Here is a 17,790-nt window from a genome sequence, read left to right on the forward strand (position 1 = left end):
ACCGGGGGCCGGTCCGGCCGTCGATCGGCGGTGAGGGCCGGAATCCTGGTACGGCGGGGCCCCGACGATCAGGGACAATGGGCGCCATGAGCGTTCGTACCCAGTCACCCGAGCCGCCGGAATCCTCGGGATCCCCCTCGGGGGCACCCCACCGTGCCGGCTTCGCCTGTTTCGTGGGCCGCCCCAACGCGGGCAAGTCCACCCTCACGAATGCTCTGGTCGGCCAGAAGGTGGCGATCACCGCGAACCAGCCGCAGACCACGCGGCACACGGTACGCGGCATCGTGCACCGGGCCGACGCCCAGTTGATCCTGGTGGACACCCCGGGGCTGCACAAACCGCGCACGCTCCTCGGCGAACGGCTCAACGACGTCGTCCGCACGACGTGGGCCGAGGTCGACGTGATCGGCTTCTGCCTGCCCGCGAACGAGAAGCTCGGTCCCGGTGACCGGTTCATCGCGAAGGAACTGGCGTCCATCAAGAAGACGCCGAAGATCGCGATCGTCACCAAGACCGACCTCGTCGACCACAGGGCGCTCGCCGAGCAGCTCATCGCCATCGACCAGCTGGGCAAGGAGCTGGGCTTCGAGTGGGCCGAGATCGTGCCCGTCTCGGCGGTCGCCGACCAGCAGGTCGACCTGCTGGCGAACCTGCTGGTCCCGCTTCTCCCGGAGGGCCCCGCCCTCTACCCCGAGGGCGACCTGACCGACGAGCCCGAGCAGGTCATGGTGGCCGAGCTGATCCGCGAGGCCGCGCTGGAGGGGGTGCGGGACGAGCTGCCGCACTCCATCGCCGTCGTCGTGGAGGAGATGCTGCCGCGCGAGGACCGGCCGGCCGACAAGCCGCTGCTCGACATCCACGCGTTCGTCTACATCGAGCGGCCCAGTCAGAAGGGGATCATCATCGGTCCCAAGGGGAAGCGGCTGAAGGAAGTGGGGATCAAGTCGCGCAAGCAGATCGAGGCGTTGTTGGGTACGCCCGTCTTCCTCGACCTGCATGTGAAGGTCGCGAAGGACTGGCAGCGGGACCCTCGCCAGCTGCGCAAGCTCGGTTTCTGACGGCTTTTTCCTTCCCCAGCCCCGCCCCTTCCCGAAACTGGGGGCTGCGCCCCCAGGCCCCCCTTTCGCGCTGCGCGCTCGTCCTCAAACGCCGGACGGGCTGAAGATGTCCGCCCGTCCGGCGACACCCTCCAGCCCGTCCGGCGTTTGAGGACCGGGGGTTCGGGGGCCGGCCCCCGAGTCGTGGACGGGGAACGGGTAGGGGCGGCGGGGGCGAGAATCCCCCGTCACTCCACCCCCCTGATCCGGTTCACCAGGACCGCCCCCGCGAGCCCCACCACCGCCGCCACCGCGTACAGCACCCGGTATCCCCCCAGATACGTGACGATCGGCGCGGCCAGCACCGGCGCGGCCACCTGCGGCACCGAGTTCGCCGCATTCACCACGCCGAGGTCCTTGCCCCGGTCCAGCGCCTTCGGCAGCACATCCGTCATCAGCGCGAAGTCCACCGACGCGAAGACCCCGAAGCCCAGGCCCAGCAGCAGCGAGGCCACCACCGTGCCGGTCCACGTCGGCCACGCCGCGATCACTCCGGCCGCGATCGCCATGACGACGCCCGAGCAGGTCACGAACGGCTTGCGGCGCCCCACCCGGTCCGACCAGATCCCCGCGACGACGACCGTGGCGAGCAGCATCGACGCGTTCAGCGACGTCAGGATCAGCACGCCCTGCTCGGGATCGGAGTGGTGCAGGCGGTCCCGCAGGAAGTACAGGAGGTACATGACTCCCAGGCTGTTGCTCAGATTGACCAGGAACCGCGTCAGCCAGGCCCAGCCGAAGTCCGGATAGCGCCGCGGGCTCAGCCAGAAGGAGCCCAGGAAGGCCCGCCAGGACCAGGTCGGGCGATCCGCGCGCGGCAGCCGGATGTCCCGGTGGCGCAGCACGTACGGCAGGACGCCCAGCACCGTGAAGGCCGCACAGGCCGCGTAGCCCGCCGTGACGCCCCCGGCCACCGTCGCCAGGCCCGTCCCGCCGACCACGCCCAGGATCTGCGCCGCGCCCAGCCAGCCGCCCACCGAGCCCCGCTGCCGCCGCGGCACCCGGTCCGGTACCGCGGCCGTCACGGCGGCCCAGGCCGCGTTCAGGGTCAGCTGCGCCAGGCACCAGCCGAGCGCCATGGTCCACGGGCCGCCCGCCGCCCCGAGGAGCAGCAGCGACAGCGCGCCGCCCGCCGTGCCCGCCACGATCCACGGGGTACGGCGGCCCCAGCGGGACGTCGTACGGTCGGACAGCGCGCCGAACACCGGGTTCGCGAGCAGCGACACCAGCGCGCCCGCGCCCGTCACCCAGGCCAGGACCGCCTCCTTCGACAGGCCCGTACCGGGTGCGAAGTCCTCCGCCTGGGAGGCGAGGAGGATCTGCAGCGGGCCGAACCAGCCCACCCAGATCGCCCAGTTGGCGAGCGAGAGGGTCGTCGTCCAACCCCGGCCCACCCGTTCGACGGGCTCGGCGAGCGCCAGGCCGGGCGCGGGCCCGTGCGGGGACGCCGTCACCCCTGGGCCCGCGGCTCGGTCCGCTGTGTCCGCAGCACGTCCCGCAGCCAGTGGTACGACGCCTTCGGGGTCCGTTCCAGGGTCGTGAAGTCGACGTGCACCAGGCCGAAGCGGCGCGCGTACCCCTCGGCCCACTCGAAGTTGTCGAGGAGCGACCACACGAAGTAGCCGCGGACGTCCACGCCCTGCTCCGACGCCCGGTGCAGGGCCCGCAGATGACCGTCCAGGTAGGTGATCCGCTCCTGGTCGTCGAGACCCTCGTACGAGCAGCCGTTCTCCGTGATGACGACGGGCGGGAGCCGGTCGCCGTACCGCTCGCGGAAGTCCACCAGCAGTTCGGTGAGCGCCTCCGGCACGACGGGCCAGCCGAAGTCCGTGACGGGGTAGCCCTCGATCTCCCTGACGGAGAAGGGGAGTTCGGCGGGCAGGGTCAGTCCGCCGAACTCGATCTCCGAGCCCTGCGGCGCGCCCACCCTCGTCGGTGCGTAGAAGTTGATCCCGTACCAGTCGACCGGCTGCCCGATGATCTTCAGGTCCGCCGCCAGGTCCTCGGCGTCGCCGGGCATCAGCTCGCCGATGCCGTCCGGGTACTGCCCGAGGAGTACGGGGTCGGCGAACAGCCGGTTGAGGAGCAGGTCGTAGAAGCCGGCCGCCTCCAGGTCGGCGGGTTCCTGTGAGGCGGGCCAGGTCGGGCCGTGCGAGTTCGCGATCCCGATGTCGGTGGCCCCGGCCGCCCGCAGGGCCTGTACGGCGAGGCCGTGGGCCAGCAGCTGGTGGTGGGCGGCGGGCAGCGCGTCGAAGAGGAGCTGCTTGCCGGGCGCGTGCGCCCCCAGGGCGTGGCCCAGCAGGGTGTGTTCGGCGGGCTCGTTGAGGGTGATCCACTTGCCGACGCGGTCGCCGAGCCGGGCGGCGACCAGCGCGGCGTACTCGGCGAACCGTCCTGCGGTGTCGCGCTCCAGCCAGCCGCCGGCGTCCGCCTCGGACAGCGGCAGATCCCAGTGGAAGAGGGTCGGGACGGGGCGTACGCCCGCCGCGCACAGCTCGTCGACCAGCCGGTCGTAGAAGTCCAGGCCGCCGGGGGAGTTCACCCGCGGCCAGGAGACGGAGAAGCGGTACGCGTCCACCCCGAGGTCGCGCAGGAGCGCCACGTCCTCGGGGTAGCGGTGGTAGTGGTCGCAGGCCACGGCGGCCGTCGAACCGTCCTTCACCTGGCCGGGTTCGGCCGTGAAGGCGTCCCACACGGAGGGGGCGCGAAGCTCCGCCGCGCCCTCGATCTGGTGGGCGGAGGTGGAGACCCCCCAGAGGAAGCCGGCGGGGAATCGGGGTATCGGGTTCGTCGCCGCGTCAGTCATGCGCGCGATCATCCGTACCGGCGGTGAGCGAAGTCAACGGCGTTGCGAGAAGTGGCCGTTACTGGTCCCGTACCGGCTCCGTCGGGGTTCCGGCGGATGCCTACGCGCCCTCCTTCAGGACCCTTGAGATCAGTTTTCTCTGCTCGTCCGTGAGCCGTGGGTCCGCGCAGTAGACCGTCCTGCCGTCCACCGTGATCTGGTAGCTGAAGCCGTCCGGAACGCCGATGGGGGGCGTGCCCCGGCCGGCGGCGACCGCCTGCTCGGCCAGGGCGTGCCAGTCCTGGGCGTCGGCGCGGCCCGAGGTGTTCACCTCGGCGTGCCGCTCGATGCCCGCGAATCCGCCGGTGCGTCGTACCTGAATACGCATGGGTCCCTGTCTAGTACGAATCGCGGGCCCGAGCCATGTTCCGTTCAGCCGGTCGGGACCCCGACCTGTTCCCATGCCTTGGTGACGGCCTGCAGTTCCTCGCCCTCGCCGAACAGGGTGCGTGCCTGGGCCAGGGTCAGGGTCGCGAAGTCCGAGAAGCTCGCCTGCGAGTCCAGCGCGCCACCGGTCAGCACGCTGTACCAGATCTTTCCGGCCTTCTCCCAGGCGTTGCCGCCGAGGGCGGTCGCGGCCAGGTAGAAGGCGTGGTTGGGGATGCCGGAGTTGATGTGCACACCGCCGTTGTCGCGGCCGGTGCGGACGTAGTCGTCCATCGTGGCGGGCTGCGGGTCCTTGCCGAGCACGTCGTCGTCGTACGCCGTGCCCGGGGCCTTCATCGAGCGCAGGGCCGTGCCGGTGACGCGCGGGGCGAGCAGGCCCGCGCCGATCAGCCAGTCGGCCTCGGCGGCGCTCTGGCCGAGCGCGTACTGCTTGATGAGTGAGCCGAAGACGTCGGACATCGACTCGTTGAGCGCGCCCGGCTGGCCGAAGTACGTGAGGTTCGCGGTGTACTGCGTGACGCCGTGCGTGAGCTCGTGGCCGATGACGTCGACGGGGATGGTGAAGTCGAGGAAGATCTCGCCGTCGCCGTCGCCGAACACCATCTGCTCGCCGTTCCAGAAGGCGTTGTTGTAGTCCTCGTCGAAGTGCACGGTCGCGTTCAGCGGCAGTCCCTCGCCGTTGATCGAGTTGCGCTCGTACGCCTTCAGGTACAGGTCGAAGGTGGCGCCCAGGCCGGCGTGGGCGCGGTTGACCGTGGCGTCCTTGCCGGGCTTGTCGCCCTCACCGCGCACCTTCTTGCCCGGCAGGTCCTGCCGGTGCTTCGCGTCGTAGATCGTGCGGTGGGGTTCGTCGTCGGCGGTGCCGCTCGGCGGGGCGAGGGCGGGTGCGCCGAGGACTGTCGTCAGCCGGCGGCGGGTGCGCTCCAGGGCGTCCCGCTCCAGGGTGCGGCGGGCCTTGCCGGCGAGCGCTCGGTCCTCCGCCCGGGACAGGGTGTCGAGGACGTGAGGCGGAATGATGGTGCAGAAGACGGGCTCGAAGCTGCCGTTTGTCGTCATGCCCGGCACCATTGCACTGTGTGACGTAACTGTCACTAGGGGCAACCATGATTGGTGAAATGGGGGGATAAGGGGGGCGAGGGGGTCCGGTTTCCTGTACGGACAGATGCGCGCGCCCCAAGCGATTCAGAGGCGCGGGGAACGGCGCAGTCTTTTGGCTTCAAGGGGCGCGGGGAACGGCGCAATCCTGGGAGGGGTGTCCCGCATGGTGATACGCGGGGGGCGGGGCGCCGCCATTCCGGTAGGGTGCTGAACATCATGCGTTACGGGCTGCTTCTTCTTAGCTGCCGCGGCGAGGGCCTGTAGTCGAGGCCGACCCCCTCCCCGCGGAGTTCTGGCGTTGCGCCGTCGGCCGTCCCTCGGACCCAGAACCCACCGGTTCCGAGGATCAAGCGGACCAAGAGGAGCCCTCGCATCATGGCGAACCGCCAGCAGCCCACGTCCATGCCGATCCACAAGTACCGCCCGTACGATCAGGTCGACATCCCTGACCGCACGTGGCCGGACAACCGGATCACCACCGCTCCCCGCTGGCTCTCCACCGACCTGCGTGACGGCAACCAGGCCCTGATCGACCCCATGTCGCCCGCGCGCAAGCGCGAGATGTTCGACCTGCTGGTGTCGATGGGCTACAAGGAGATCGAGGTCGGTTTCCCCGCCTCCGGACAGACCGACTTCGACTTCGTGCGCTCGATCATCGAGGAAGAGGGCGCGATCCCCGAGGACGTCACGATCTCCGTACTGACCCAGGCCCGCGAGGACCTGATCGAGCGGACCGTCGAGTCGCTGAAGGGCGCCAGGCGCGCGAACGTGCACCTGTACAACGCCACGGCCCCCGTCTTCCGCCGCGTCGTCTTCCGCGGCTCCAGGGACGACATCAAGCAGATCGCCGTCGACGGCACCCGCCTGGTCGTCGAGTACGCGGAGAAGCTGCTGGGCCCCGAGACGACCTTCGGGTACCAGTACAGCCCCGAGATCTTCACCGACACCGAGCTGGACTTCGCCCTGGAGGTCTGCGAGGCCGTCATGGACGTCTGGCAGCCGGGTCCGGGCCGCGAGATCATCCTGAACCTGCCCGCCACCGTGGAGCGCTCCACCCCCTCCACGCACGCGGACCGCTTCGAGTGGATGTCGCGCAACCTGTCGCGCCGCGAGCACGTCTGCCTGTCCGTCCACCCGCACAACGACCGCGGTACGGCGGTGGCCGCCGCCGAGCTGGCGCTGATGGCCGGCGCCGACCGCATCGAGGGCTGTCTGTTCGGGCAGGGCGAGCGCACCGGCAACGTCGACCTGGTCACGCTGGGCATGAACCTGTTCTCGCAGGGTGTCGACCCGCAGATCGACTTCTCGAACATCGACGAGGTCCGGCGCACCGCCGAGTACTGCAACCAGATGGAGGTCCACGCCCGGCACCCCTACGTCGGCGACCTCGTCTACACCTCCTTCTCCGGCTCCCACCAGGACGCCATCAAGAAGGGCTTCGACGCGATGGAGGCCGACGCCGCCGCCAAAGGCGTCACGGTCGACGACATCGAGTGGGCCGTCCCGTACCTGCCGATCGACCCCAAGGACGTCGGCCGCTCGTACGAGGCCGTCATCCGGGTCAACTCGCAGTCCGGCAAGGGCGGTATCGCGTACGTCCTGAAGAACGACCACAAGCTGGACCTGCCGCGCCGGATGCAGATCGAGTTCTCGAAGATCATCCAGGCGAAGACGGACGCCGAGGGCGGCGAGGTAACGGGCGGCGACATCTGGGCGGCCTTCCAGGACGAGTACCTGCCGAACCCGGACAACCCCTGGGGCCGCGTCCAGGTCCGCAACGGCCAGTCCACGACCGACAAGGACGGTGTGGACACGCTGACCGTCGAGGCCGAGGTCGACGGCACCGAGACCACGCTGGTCGGTACCGGCAACGGCCCGATCTCCGCGTTCTTCCACGCCCTGCAGGGCATCGGCGTCGACGCCCGCCTGCTGGACTACCAGGAGCACACGATGAGCGAGGGCGCCTCCGCGGTGGCCGCCTCGTACATCGAGGTCGCGATCGGCGACAAGGTTCTGTGGGGGATCGGTATCGACGCGAATACGACACGCGCCTCACTGAAGGCTGTCGTCTCCGCCGTCAACCGCGCCACGCGATAGGGCCGTTCACCTGCGTTTCTGTGGTCCCGTCCGCCTCACAGGCGGCCGGGGCCACTGCGTTTATCCGGCCATGTCGACGAGTGGCCACTCCCGGGGTACTGACTCCGCATCAACAATGTGGCTAACATCACGCCAACGCGGCGATGTTGCCGTGGGGTTACGGAGGTGCGAACGTGCTGCCAGGATGGGGTCGAAACGGCCGGTTTGTCCGCGCCGGCGCCATGGGCGTTTCGCGCATCCTCGGAACCAGGACCGCGTGGACCACCGTCGGCGACGGCGAGTTCTTCTGTCCGGGCTGCGGAGGCGACCGCAACTACCAGCGCCTCACCGGGCGCCGGCGCTTCACCTGCCTCGGCGTCCCGGTCATGCCGCGCGGCGAGACGGGGCCCGTCGTCGAGTGCGCGGCCTGCGGAGACCACTACAGCGCCGACGTCCTGGACCACCCGACCACGACGCGCTTCTCGGCGATGCTCCGCGACGCCGTCCACACGGTCGCGCTCGCCGTGCTCGCCGCGGGGGGTACGTGCGCGCGTACGTCGCTGGAGACGGCCGCGGTGGCTGTTCGCTCCGCGGGCTTCGACGACTGTACGGAGGAGCAGCTGGCCGCGCTCGTGGAGGCGCTCGCGGCCGACACCGGGCGGATCTTCGGCGAGCCGTGCGGGCCGGGGCTGTCCATAGAGCTGCACGAGGCGCTGGATCCGCTGGCGCCGCATCTCGCGCCCGCGGGGCGGGAGGCGATCCTGCTGCAGGGCGCGCGGATCGCGCTCGCGGACGGTCCCTACACGCCTGCGGAGCGGGAGGCTCTGACGACGGTCGGGGCGGCGCTCACCATCTGCACGGACGACGTGACCCGCCTCCTCACGGCGGCCCGCACGCCCTCCTGACGGCGCCGCCCGGTGGGCGCCGGCCGCGCGGTTCCCCGCGCCCCCGCCGCCCCTACCCGTTCCCGTCCACGCATGGGGGCTCCGCCCCCTCGCCCCCTTTGTCCTCAAACGCCGGACGGGCTGAGATGTAGCCGGACGGGCTGAAGATGCGCATCTTCAGCCCGTCCGGCGTTTGAGGACGAGCGCGCAGCGCGATCAGGGGGCGAGGGGGCGCAGCCCCCATGCAGTGACGGGGAGGGTAGGGGCGGCGGGGGCGGGGACCCCTCTGGTAGGAGGCGAGGGGTGCGGCGCGCGTAGGCTCGGGGGCGGGACTCGAATCCCCCGGGCCGACCACACCCCCGCCGGCCACAGAACTCAACGGAAGCGAGATTTCACCACCGTGACTGCTCTCACTCTCAGCACCGCCGCGGCGCCCGGTCTGCGCACCGACGCGATCGTCGTCGGTGTCGCCAAGGTCACCGGGTCCAAGTCCGGGGACCTGGCGGTCGCACCGGGCGCCGAAGCCGTGGACAAGGCGTACGACGGCAGGCTCGCCGACGTTCTGGAGACCCTCGGCGCCTCCGGCGGCGAGGGTGAGGTGACGAAGCTGCCGGCGCCGTCCGGTTTCAAGGCACCGCTCGTCGTCGCGGTCGGCCTCGGCGCCCTGCCGGAGAAGGACGGCTCCTTCTCCGCGGAGACGCTGCGCCGCGCCGCCGGCGTCGCCGCCCGCGCCCTGGCCGGCACCAAGAAGGCCGCGTTCGCCCTGCCGGTCTCGGACGCCGCCGACGCGGGCGCCATCGGCGAGGGCGTGCTGCTGGGCTCGTACTCCTTCGACGCGTACAAGGAGACCGCCAAGGACGGGAACGGCGCCAAGAAGGGCAAGGCCCCGCTCGGCGAGGCCGCACTGCTCGGCGGCAAGTCCCGCGACAAGGCCTTCAAGGCGGCGATCGAGCGCGCCACGGCCGTGTCCGAGGAGCTGAACCGCGCCCGCGACCTCATCAACACCCCGCCGAACGACCTGAACCCGGAGGCCTTCGCCGCTGTCGCGCAGGCCGCGGCCAAGGAGCACGGCATCAAGGTGCAGGTGCTCGACGAGAAGGCGCTCGCCAAGGGCGGGTACGGCGGCATCCTCGGCGTCGGCGCCGGTTCCGCGTCCGCGCCCCGGCTGGTGAAGCTCTCGTACACCTCGTCGAAGGCGAAGAAGCACCTCGCCTTCATCGGCAAGGGCATCACGTACGACTCGGGCGGTATCTCGCTCAAGCCCGCCGGGCACAACGAGACGATGAAGTGCGACATGAGCGGTGCCGCCGCCGTGTTCGCCGCGGTCGTCTCCGCCGCGCGTCTGGGTCTCGAGGTCAACGTGACCGGCTGGCTCGCGCTCGCCGAGAACATGCCGTCCGGCTCCGCCACCCGTCCGGGCGACGTGCTGCGCATGTACAGCGGCAAGACCGTCGAGGTCCTCAACACCGACGCCGAGGGCCGGCTCGTGCTCGCCGACGCGCTCGCCAAGGCGTCCGAGGAGAAGCCCGACGCGATCGTCGACGTGGCGACGCTGACCGGCGCGATGATGCTGGCGCTCGGCAACCGCACGTTCGGGATCATGGCGAACGACGACGCGTTCCGCACCGCGGTGCACGAGGCCGCCGAGGAGGTCGGCGAGCCCGCGTGGCCGATGCCGCTGCCGGACCACCTGAAGAAGGGCATGGACTCCCCGACCGCCGACATCGCCAACATGGGCGAGCGCTACGGCGGCGGTCTGGTGGCCGGGCTCTTCCTGAAGGAGTTCGTCGGCGAGGGCATCACCTGGGCGCACCTGGACATCGCCGGGCCCGCCTTCAACGAGCAGGGGCCGTTCGGTTACACGCCGAAGGGCGGTACGGGGTCCGCCGTGCGTACGTTGGTGCGGCTGGCCGAGCTGACCGCCGCGGGCGACCTGGGCTGACGCCCGCCCGCCGCATCGGGCCCGCGTCCGTCGTACGGCGGACGCGGGCCGGCGGGGTCCGTGTGATCGATCAGACGTCTCACAGCCCGGCCCGGCGTCCCGAGTGTCGGCGACAAGTGCGAAGATGGGTTCTCGGCAGGACAGGGCCCACCTCAGGGCCGAAGAAAGAGCGGCCACACCAGCCGCCGCCCGGTCACTGAAGACCGGGGCCGGCGCACATGCATGGAGGACGTGACGTGGCGAACGACGCCAGCACCGTTTTCGACCTAGTGATCCTCGGCGGTGGTAGCGGCGGCTACGCCGCGGCCCTGCGCGGAGCGCAGCTGGGCCTGGACGTCGCCCTGATCGAGAAGAACAAGCTCGGCGGCACCTGCCTGCACAACGGCTGCATTCCCACCAAGGCCCTGCTGCACGCCGGCGAGATCGCCGACCAGGCACGCGAGAGCGAGCAGTTCGGTGTCAAGGCCACCTTCGAGGGCATCGACATCGCCGCCGTCCACAAGTACAAGGACGACGTGATCAGCGGCCTGTACAAGGGCCTGCAGGGCCTCGTGTCCTCCCGGAAGGTGACGTACATCGAGGGTGAGGGACGTCTGTCGTCCGCCACCTCCGTGGACGTCGGCGGGCGGCGCGTGGAGGGCCGTCACGTGCTCCTGGCGACCGGCTCCGTGCCGAAGTCGCTGCCGGGCCTGGACATCGACGGCAACCGCATCATCTCCTCGGACCACGCGCTGACGCTGGACCGCGTACCGCAGTCCGCGATCGTGCTGGGCGGCGGTGTCATCGGCGTCGAGTTCGCCTCCGCGTGGAAGTCGTTCGGCACCGACGTCACCGTGATCGAGGGTCTCAAGCACCTCGTCCCGGTCGAGGACGAGAACAGCTCCAAGCTTCTTGAGCGCGCGTTCCGCAAGCGCGGCATCAAGTTCAACCTCGGCACGTTCTTCGAGAAGGCCGAGTACACGCAGGACGGCGTCCGCGTGACCCTCGCCGACGGCAAGACCTTCGAGGCGGAGATCCTCCTGGTCGCCATCGGCCGCGGCCCGGTCTCCGCCGGTCTCGGCTACGAGGAGCAGGGCGTCGCGACGGACCGCGGTTACGTCCTGGTCGACGAGTACATGCGCACCAACGTGCCGACCATCTCGGCCGTGGGTGACCTCGTCCCGACGCTCCAGCTCGCGCACGTCGGCTTCGCCGAGGGCATCCTGGTGGCGGAGCGTCTGGCCGGTCTCAAGACCGTCCCGATCGACTACGACGGCGTGCCCCGGGTGACGTACTGCCACCCGGAGGTCGCCTCCGTGGGCATCACCGAGGCCAAGGCCAAGGAGATCTACGGTGCGGACAAGGTCGTCGCTCTGAAGTACAACCTCGCGGGCAACGGCAAGAGCAAGATCCTCAAGACCGCGGGCGAGATCAAGCTCGTCCAGGTCAAGGACGGTGCCGTGGTCGGCGTCCACATGGTCGGCGACCGTATGGGCGAGCAGGTGGGCGAAGCCCAGCTGATCTACAACTGGGAGGCGCTGCCGGCCGAGGTCGCGCAGCTCATCCACGCCCACCCGACGCAGAACGAGGCGATGGGCGAGGCCCACCTCGCGCTGGCGGGCAAGCCGCTGCACTCGCACGACTGACCGACCCTCGGTCACCGCACGACGCGACGACACAGACTTCCGCAATTCGTAAGGAGCAACCGAAACCATGGCGGTTTCCGTAACCCTTCCGGCGCTCGGTGAGAGCGTCACCGAGGGCACTGTCACCCGCTGGCTGAAGGCCGAGGGCGAGCGCGTCGAGGCCGACGAGCCGCTGCTCGAAGTGTCCACCGACAAGGTCGACACCGAGATCCCCTCCCCCGCAGCCGGTGTGCTCGCCTCCATCAAGGTCGCCGAGGACGAAACCGTCGAGGTCGGCGCCGAGCTGGCCGTCATCGACGACGGCTCGGGCGCCCCCGCCGCCGAGTCCGCCCCGGCCGCCGAGCCCGCCCCCGAGCCCGAGCCCGTCGCGGCTCCGGAGCCGGCCCCGCAGGCCACCCCGTCCACCGAGACCGAAGCTCCGGCGCCGGCCCCGACCGCCGAGGCCGCCTCCGGCGGCGGCAGCGCCGAGGGCACCGACGTGGTGCTTCCGGCACTGGGCGAGTCGGTCACCGAGGGCACCGTCACCCGCTGGCTCAAGGAGGTCGGCGAGTCGGTCGAGGCCGACGAGCCGCTGCTCGAGGTCTCCACGGACAAGGTCGACACCGAGATTCCGGCGCCCACCTCCGGTGTGCTGCTGGAGATCGTGGTCGGCGAGGACGAGACCGCCGAGGTCGGCGCGAAGCTGGCCGTCATCGGTGCTCCCGGCGCGGCTCCGGCGGCCCCCAAGGCCGAGGCCCCCGCCCCGGCCGAGCAGGCCCCGGCCCCCGCCGCCCCGGCTCCGGCTCCGGCCGCCCCGAAGGCCGAGGCCCCGGCCCCCGCGGCTCCGGCACCGGCCGCGCCGGCTCCGCAGGCGCCCTCGGCTCCCGCGCCGCAGCAGCAGACGACTCCGGCCCCCGACCCGGCTCCGGCCGCGCCGGTACCGGCTCCCGCTCCCGTCGCCCCGGCCGCGGCGCCCGCCGCGACCTCCGGTGACGACGGCGCGTACGTGACCCCGCTGGTGCGCAAGCTCGCCGCGGAGAACAGCGTCGACCTGTCCGGCGTCAAGGGCACCGGCGTCGGCGGGCGGATCCGCAAGCAGGACGTCATCGCCGCCGCCGAGGCCGCGAAGGCCGCTGCCGCCGCTCCGGCTCCGGCCGCCGCGTCGGCCGCGCCGAGCGCCGGCAAGAAGGCACCGACGCTGGAGGCCTCTCCGCTGCGTGGCCAGACCGTGAAGATGCCCCGCATCCGCAAGGTCATCGGCGACAACATGGTGAAGGCCCTGCACGAGCAGGCCCAGTTGTCCTCAGTCGTCGAGGTCGACATCACCCGGCTGATGAAGCTCCGCGCGCAGGCGAAGGACTCCTTCGCGGCGCGTGAGGGCGTCAAGCTCTCCCCGATGCCGTTCTTCGTGAAGGCGGCGGCCCAGGCGCTGAAGGCCCACCCGGCCGTCAACGCCCGGATCAACGTCGACGAGGGCACGATCACCTACTTCGACACCGAGAACATCGGTATCGCGGTGGACTCCGAGAAGGGCCTGATGACTCCGGTCATCAAGCACGCGGGCGACCTCAACATCGCCGGTATCGCCAAGGCCACCGCCGAGCTCGCGGGCAAGGTCCGGGCGAACAAGATCACTCCGGACGAGCTGTCCGGCGCGACCTTCACCATCAGCAACACCGGTTCGCGCGGGGCGCTCTTCGACACGATCATCGTGCCGCCGAACCAGGTCGCGATCCTGGGCATCGGCGCGACGGTCAAGCGTCCGGCCGTCATCGAGACGGACGAGGGCACGGTCATCGGCGTCCGGGACATGACGTACCTGACGCTGTCGTACGACCACCGCCTGGTGGACGGCGCGGACGCCGCCCGCTACCTGACCGCGGTCAAGGCGATCCTCGAGGCGGGCGAGTTCGAGGTCGAGCTCGGCCTGTAGGCTCCGCCGCCGCAACGCACGACGAGGTGCCCCCGCCCGGTTCGCCGGACGGGGGCACCTTCGCGTTGTCCGCGCCCCCCGGGGCGCGGGGAACTGCGCGAACGGCCGCTCCGGCCCGGCGCCGTGGCTCATCTCACCTGCGTCAAAGCACGCCGCGCACCCCTCTCCCGCCAACGCACGGCCTTATTGTCTAAAGGTCAAAACGAAGGAGCCCTCCATGACCGCCCCCGTCGTCCACTCGCTCCGCGAGCAGATCCGCGAGCACATCGTGGAGGGGATCGTCAGCGGGCGCTGGAAGCCGGGCGAGCGGATCGTGGAGCGCCGGATCGCCACCGAGCTGGAGGTCAGCCAGACCCCCGTACGGGAGGCCCTGCGCGAGCTGGAGTCCCTGCGGCTGATCGAGTCGGCCCCGAACAAGGGCGTACGCGTACGCAATCTGACCGCGGCCGACCTGGAGGAGAGCTACCCGGTCAGGGCCGGTCTGGAGGCCATCGCGGCGGAGCTGGCCGCCGAGCGCCTGGCGGCCGACTGCTCGACCCTGGAACCGCACGTCCTCGCCCTGTACGAGGCCGACCGCAGGGCCGACGGCACGGGCCAGGTCCGCCACACGGTGGCCTTCCACCGCGAGCTCGTGCGCGCCGCGGGCAACAGCGTGCTGCTGCACACCTGGGAGGGCCTGGGCATCGAGGTCTTCACGGCCCTGTCGATCCGCTGGCTGGGCACGGTCCAGCAGTCGTACGCGGAGGAGCACGAGGCCCTGGTGGCGGCGTTCCGGCGCCGGGACCCGCTGATCGCGGAGCTGGTGAAGGCGCATGTGCTGGGGTGCGCCCCCAGAACGGGCGACGAACCCACCACCTGAACCCGCCTCACCTGCGAAAACAAGGCACCCCGTGCCCACGGCGAAGGCACCGCGTGCCTACTTTCTCGTGATCAAGAGGTTTTGCCCTTCAACCCTTTGATCGATCATCGATCAGCGAGTTATTGTCATCGGCGGGCTCCCACACGAGCCCGCCGCCCTGTCCTGCCAAAGACCAAGGGCATCCCCCGACACACCCCTTGCCGACGAGGGAACCCCCTCCGCATCCGGAAGGCGGCGCAATGACCGACCCCACCGCTATCCAGCCGAGCGAGCTCGACCAGCTCCCGGACCGCGACCCCGAGGAGACCGCCGAGTGGCAGGCCTCCCTCGACGCCGTCACCGAGGCGGCCGGGCCGCACCGTGCCGCGTACCTGATGCGCCGCACGCTGGAGCGCGCCGAGGGCAACGGACTCGCGCTGCCCAAGCTGCTTGAGACCGACTACGTCAACACCATCCCGACCGCCGCCGAGCCCACCGTGGACGGCGACGAGGAGATGGAGCGCCGGATCACCGCGTGGAACCGCTGGAACGCGGCCGCGATGGTGACCCGCGGCGCGAAACACGGCGTCGGCGGCCACATCGCCACCTTCGCCTCCGCTGCCTGGCTCTACGAGACCGGCTTCAACCACTTCTTCAAGGGCAAGGAGGCCGACGGGTCCGGCGACCAGCTCTACATCCAGGGCCACGCCTCCCCCGGCATCTACGCCCGCGCCTTCCTCGACGGCCGGCTGACCGAGGCGCACCTCGACAACTTCCGCCAGGAGGCGGGCGGCAACGGCCTCCCGTCGTACCCGCACCCGCGGCGCCTGCCCTGGCTGTGGGAGTTCCCGACGGTGTCGATGGGCCTCGGCCCGCTCTCCGCGATCTACCAGGCGCGCTTCAACCGCTACCTCACCAACCGCAACATCAAGGACGTCTCGGCGTCCCACGTGTGGGCGTTCCTCGGTGACGGCGAGATGGACGAGCCCGAGTCGACCGCGGCACTCGCCCTGGCCTCCCGCGAGGGCCTGGACAACCTCACCTTCGTCATCAACTGCAACCTGCAGCGCCTCGACGGTCCGGTCCGCGCGAACTTCAAGATCGTGCAGGAGCTGGAGGCCCAGTTCCGCGGCGCCGGCTGGAACGTCATCAAGTCGCTGTGGGGCAACGCCTGGGACGAGCTTTTCCGGCTCGACACCACGGGCGCCCTCGTCCGCCGCCTGCGCCAGGTCCCGGACGCGCAGGTGCAGACGTACCAGACCCGCGACGCCGCCTACATCCGACAGGACTTCTTCGGCTCGGACCCGGCACTCGTCGAGCTGGCGAAGCTGCTGAGCGACGACAAGATCCTGGAGTGCTTCCACCTCTCCCGCGGTGGCCACGAGGCGCGCAAGGTGTACGCGGCGTACAAGGCCGCCGTCGAGCACAAGGGTGCTCCGACGGTCATCCTGGCCCAGACGGTCAAGGGTCACACCCTCGGTACGGGCTTCGCGTCGAAGAACGCCAACCACCAGATGAAGAAGCTGTCGACGGACGAGTTCAAGCAGATGCGTGATCTGCTGGAGCTGCCGATCAAGGACAGCGACTTCGTCGACGGCGTCGTCCCCTACGGCCACCCCGGCGCCGACTCCCCCGAGGTCCGCTACCTCCAGGAGCGCCGCGCGGCCCTCGGCGGCCCGGCCCCGGCCCGCCGTACGCAGCCGCTCGCGCCCCTTCCCGCGCCCGCCGACAAGGCGTTCGCGGCCTTCGACAAGGGCTCCGGCTCGCAGAACGTGGCGACGACCATGGCCTTCGTACGCCTGGTCAAGGACCTGGTCCGGGACAAGACGTCCGGGAAGCGCTGGGTGCCGATCGTCCCCGACGAGGCGCGCACCTTCGGCATGGAGAGCCTCTTCCCTTCGCTCGGGATCTACTCCCCCAAGGGCCAGACGTACGAGCCGGTCGACCGTGACCAGCTGATGTACTACAAGGAGGCCAAGGACGGGCAGATCCTCAACGAGGGGATCACCGAGGCCGGTTCCATGGCGGACTTCATCGCCGCGTCGACCGCGTACAGCACGCACGGCGAGACGATGATCCCCTTCTACATCTTCTACTCGATGTTCGGCTGGCAGCGCACGGCCGACCAGATGTGGCAGCTCGGCGACCAGCTGGGCCGCGGCTTCCTGGTCGGCGCGACGGCCGGGCGTACGACGCTGACGGGCGAGGGCCTGCAGCACGCGGACGGCCACTCGCCGGTGATCGCCGCGACGAACCCCGCCGCGCTCTCCTACGACCCGGCGTTCGCGTACGAGGTCGCGACGATCGTCAAGGACGGGCTGCGCCGGATGTACGGCGAGGCCGCCCCGGGCGAGGACCAGAACGTCTTCTACTACCTGACCGTCTACAACGAGCCGATCCCGCAGCCCGCGAAGCCTTCCGCCGCCGGTGTCGACGAGGGCATCGTCAAGGGGCTCTACCGCTTCAACACGGCGGAGTCGGCGGGCGTCCAGGTCAACGCCGCCAACGCCGCGCGGATCCAGCTCCTCGGCTCCGGTACGGCGATCCACTGGGTCCTCGACGCGCAGAAGCTGCTCGCCGAGGAGTGGGGGGTGGCCGCGGACGTCTGGTCCGCCACGTCCTGGACGGAGCTGCGGCGCGACGCGCTGGAGGCCGACGCGGCGCTGCTGCGGGGTGAGGAGCGGGTGCCGTTCCTGCGGCAGGCGCTGCAGGGTGCGCAGGGGCCGGTGCTGGCCGTCTCCGACTACATGCGGCAGGTGCCGGACCAGATCGCACAGTGGGTCGAGCAGGACTACTCGTCGCTGGGCGCGGACGGGTTCGGTCTCTCCGACACGCGGGCGGCGGCGCGGCGGCACTTCGGTGTCGACGCGGAGTCGATCGTCGTCGCGGCGCTTGCGCAGTTGGCGCGACGGGGCGAGGTACCCGCATCCGCGGTAAAGGAAGCCCGCGCGAAGTACGGCCTGTAGTTCCCCTGGTTCCCCGGGGCCGGGCCCCGCGCCCCAAAAGATTGCGCAGTTCCCCGCGCCCCTGAAGGGGCGCGGGGAACTGCGCGAACGGGCACCTCGGCGCCGGCCGCGCCTTCGCGA

General features: G+C 70.8%; 12 protein-coding genes. 8 read left to right on the forward strand and 4 right to left on the reverse strand.

Annotated features, from left to right (window positions below; all coding sequences use genetic code 11):
• Nucleotides 1–77: 77 nt before the first annotated feature.
• The gene (gene era / locus K3769_RS09900) at nt 78–1,058 is read left to right on the forward strand and encodes a GTPase Era (protein ID WP_267026055.1); all 981 of its coding nucleotides are present in this window, start codon (nt 78–80) and stop codon (nt 1,056–1,058) included.
• A gap of 227 nt (nt 1,059–1,285) precedes the next feature.
• Here era and K3769_RS09905 read toward each other — a convergent pair whose 3' ends face one another.
• From K3769_RS09905 to K3769_RS09920, 4 genes are all read right to left on the reverse strand, one after another.
• Nucleotides 1,286–2,551, reverse strand: a complete 1,266-nt coding sequence (locus K3769_RS09905; protein WP_267026056.1) for an MFS transporter — start codon at nt 2,549–2,551, stop codon at nt 1,286–1,288.
• On the reverse strand, nt 2,548–3,903 hold the full coding sequence (locus tag K3769_RS09910; protein ID WP_372514901.1) for a GH1 family beta-glucosidase: 1,356 nt from the start codon (nt 3,901–3,903) through the stop codon (nt 2,548–2,550). The genes K3769_RS09905 and K3769_RS09910 overlap by 4 nt, the downstream gene beginning before the upstream one ends.
• Nucleotides 3,904–4,003: 100 nt before the next feature.
• The gene (locus tag K3769_RS09915; protein WP_267026058.1) at nt 4,004–4,270 is read right to left on the reverse strand and encodes a protealysin inhibitor emfourin; all 267 of its coding nucleotides are present in this window, start codon (nt 4,268–4,270) and stop codon (nt 4,004–4,006) included.
• A gap of 44 nt (nt 4,271–4,314) precedes the next feature.
• Nucleotides 4,315–5,385, reverse strand: coding sequence for a M4 family metallopeptidase (locus K3769_RS09920; RefSeq protein ID WP_267026059.1), 1,071 nt, complete (start codon nt 5,383–5,385; stop codon nt 4,315–4,317).
• A 417-nt stretch (nt 5,386–5,802) separates the two neighbouring features.
• Between K3769_RS09920 and leuA the strand changes: the two genes are divergently transcribed.
• The 7 genes from leuA to aceE all read left to right on the forward strand — a co-directional run bounded on the left by leuA (nt 5,803) and on the right by aceE (nt 17,670).
• Nucleotides 5,803–7,524: a 2-isopropylmalate synthase gene (leuA, locus tag K3769_RS09925; RefSeq protein ID WP_267026060.1), complete on the forward strand. Its 1,722-nt coding sequence runs from the start codon at nt 5,803–5,805 to the stop codon at nt 7,522–7,524.
• Between the two features lie 173 nt (nt 7,525–7,697).
• A complete protein-coding gene (locus K3769_RS09930; RefSeq protein ID WP_267026061.1) occupies nt 7,698–8,408 on the forward strand; it encodes a TerB family tellurite resistance protein in 711 nt (236 codons plus the stop codon).
• A 379-nt stretch (nt 8,409–8,787) separates the two neighbouring features.
• A complete protein-coding gene (locus K3769_RS09935) occupies nt 8,788–10,329 on the forward strand; it encodes a leucyl aminopeptidase (RefSeq protein WP_267026062.1) in 1,542 nt (513 codons plus the stop codon).
• A 236-nt stretch (nt 10,330–10,565) separates the two neighbouring features.
• Nucleotides 10,566–11,954 (forward strand): dihydrolipoyl dehydrogenase, encoded by a 1,389-nt coding sequence (gene lpdA, locus K3769_RS09940; RefSeq protein ID WP_267026063.1) that lies wholly within the window; start codon nt 10,566–10,568, stop codon nt 11,952–11,954.
• 67 nt (nt 11,955–12,021) lie between these two features.
• Nucleotides 12,022–13,866: a 2-oxoglutarate dehydrogenase, E2 component, dihydrolipoamide succinyltransferase gene (sucB, locus tag K3769_RS09945; RefSeq protein WP_267026064.1), complete on the forward strand. Its 1,845-nt coding sequence runs from the start codon at nt 12,022–12,024 to the stop codon at nt 13,864–13,866.
• A 217-nt stretch (nt 13,867–14,083) separates the two neighbouring features.
• Entirely contained in the window at nt 14,084–14,725 is a 642-nt protein-coding gene (locus tag K3769_RS09950) for a GntR family transcriptional regulator (protein WP_267026065.1), read from the forward strand.
• Nucleotides 14,726–14,964: 239 nt separating this feature from the next.
• Entirely contained in the window at nt 14,965–17,670 is a 2,706-nt protein-coding gene (aceE, locus tag K3769_RS09955; protein WP_267026066.1) for a pyruvate dehydrogenase (acetyl-transferring), homodimeric type, read from the forward strand.
• The last annotated feature ends 120 nt before the right edge of the window (nt 17,671–17,790 follow it).

Source organism: Streptomyces ortus (assembly GCF_026341275.1).
Lineage (GTDB): Bacteria > Actinomycetota > Actinomycetes > Streptomycetales > Streptomycetaceae > Streptomyces > Streptomyces ortus.

Coding starts and splice junctions, on each gene's coding strand:
- sucB (WP_267026064.1), top strand. CDS start 12,022: ATGGCGGTTTCCGTAACCCTTCCGGCGCTCGGTGAGAGCGTCACCGAG.
- K3769_RS09920 (WP_267026059.1), bottom strand. CDS start 5,385: ATGACGACAAACGGCAGCTTCGAGCCCGTCTTCTGCACCATCATTCCG.
- leuA (WP_267026060.1), top strand. CDS start 5,803: ATGGCGAACCGCCAGCAGCCCACGTCCATGCCGATCCACAAGTACCGC.
- K3769_RS09950 (WP_267026065.1), top strand. CDS start 14,084: ATGACCGCCCCCGTCGTCCACTCGCTCCGCGAGCAGATCCGCGAGCAC.
- K3769_RS09915 (WP_267026058.1), bottom strand. CDS start 4,270: ATGCGTATTCAGGTACGACGCACCGGCGGATTCGCGGGCATCGAGCGG.
- era (WP_267026055.1), top strand. CDS start 78: ATGGGCGCCATGAGCGTTCGTACCCAGTCACCCGAGCCGCCGGAATCC.
- K3769_RS09910 (WP_372514901.1), bottom strand. CDS start 3,903: ATGACTGACGCGGCGACGAACCCGATACCCCGATTCCCCGCCGGCTTC.
- aceE (WP_267026066.1), top strand. CDS start 14,965: ATGACCGACCCCACCGCTATCCAGCCGAGCGAGCTCGACCAGCTCCCG.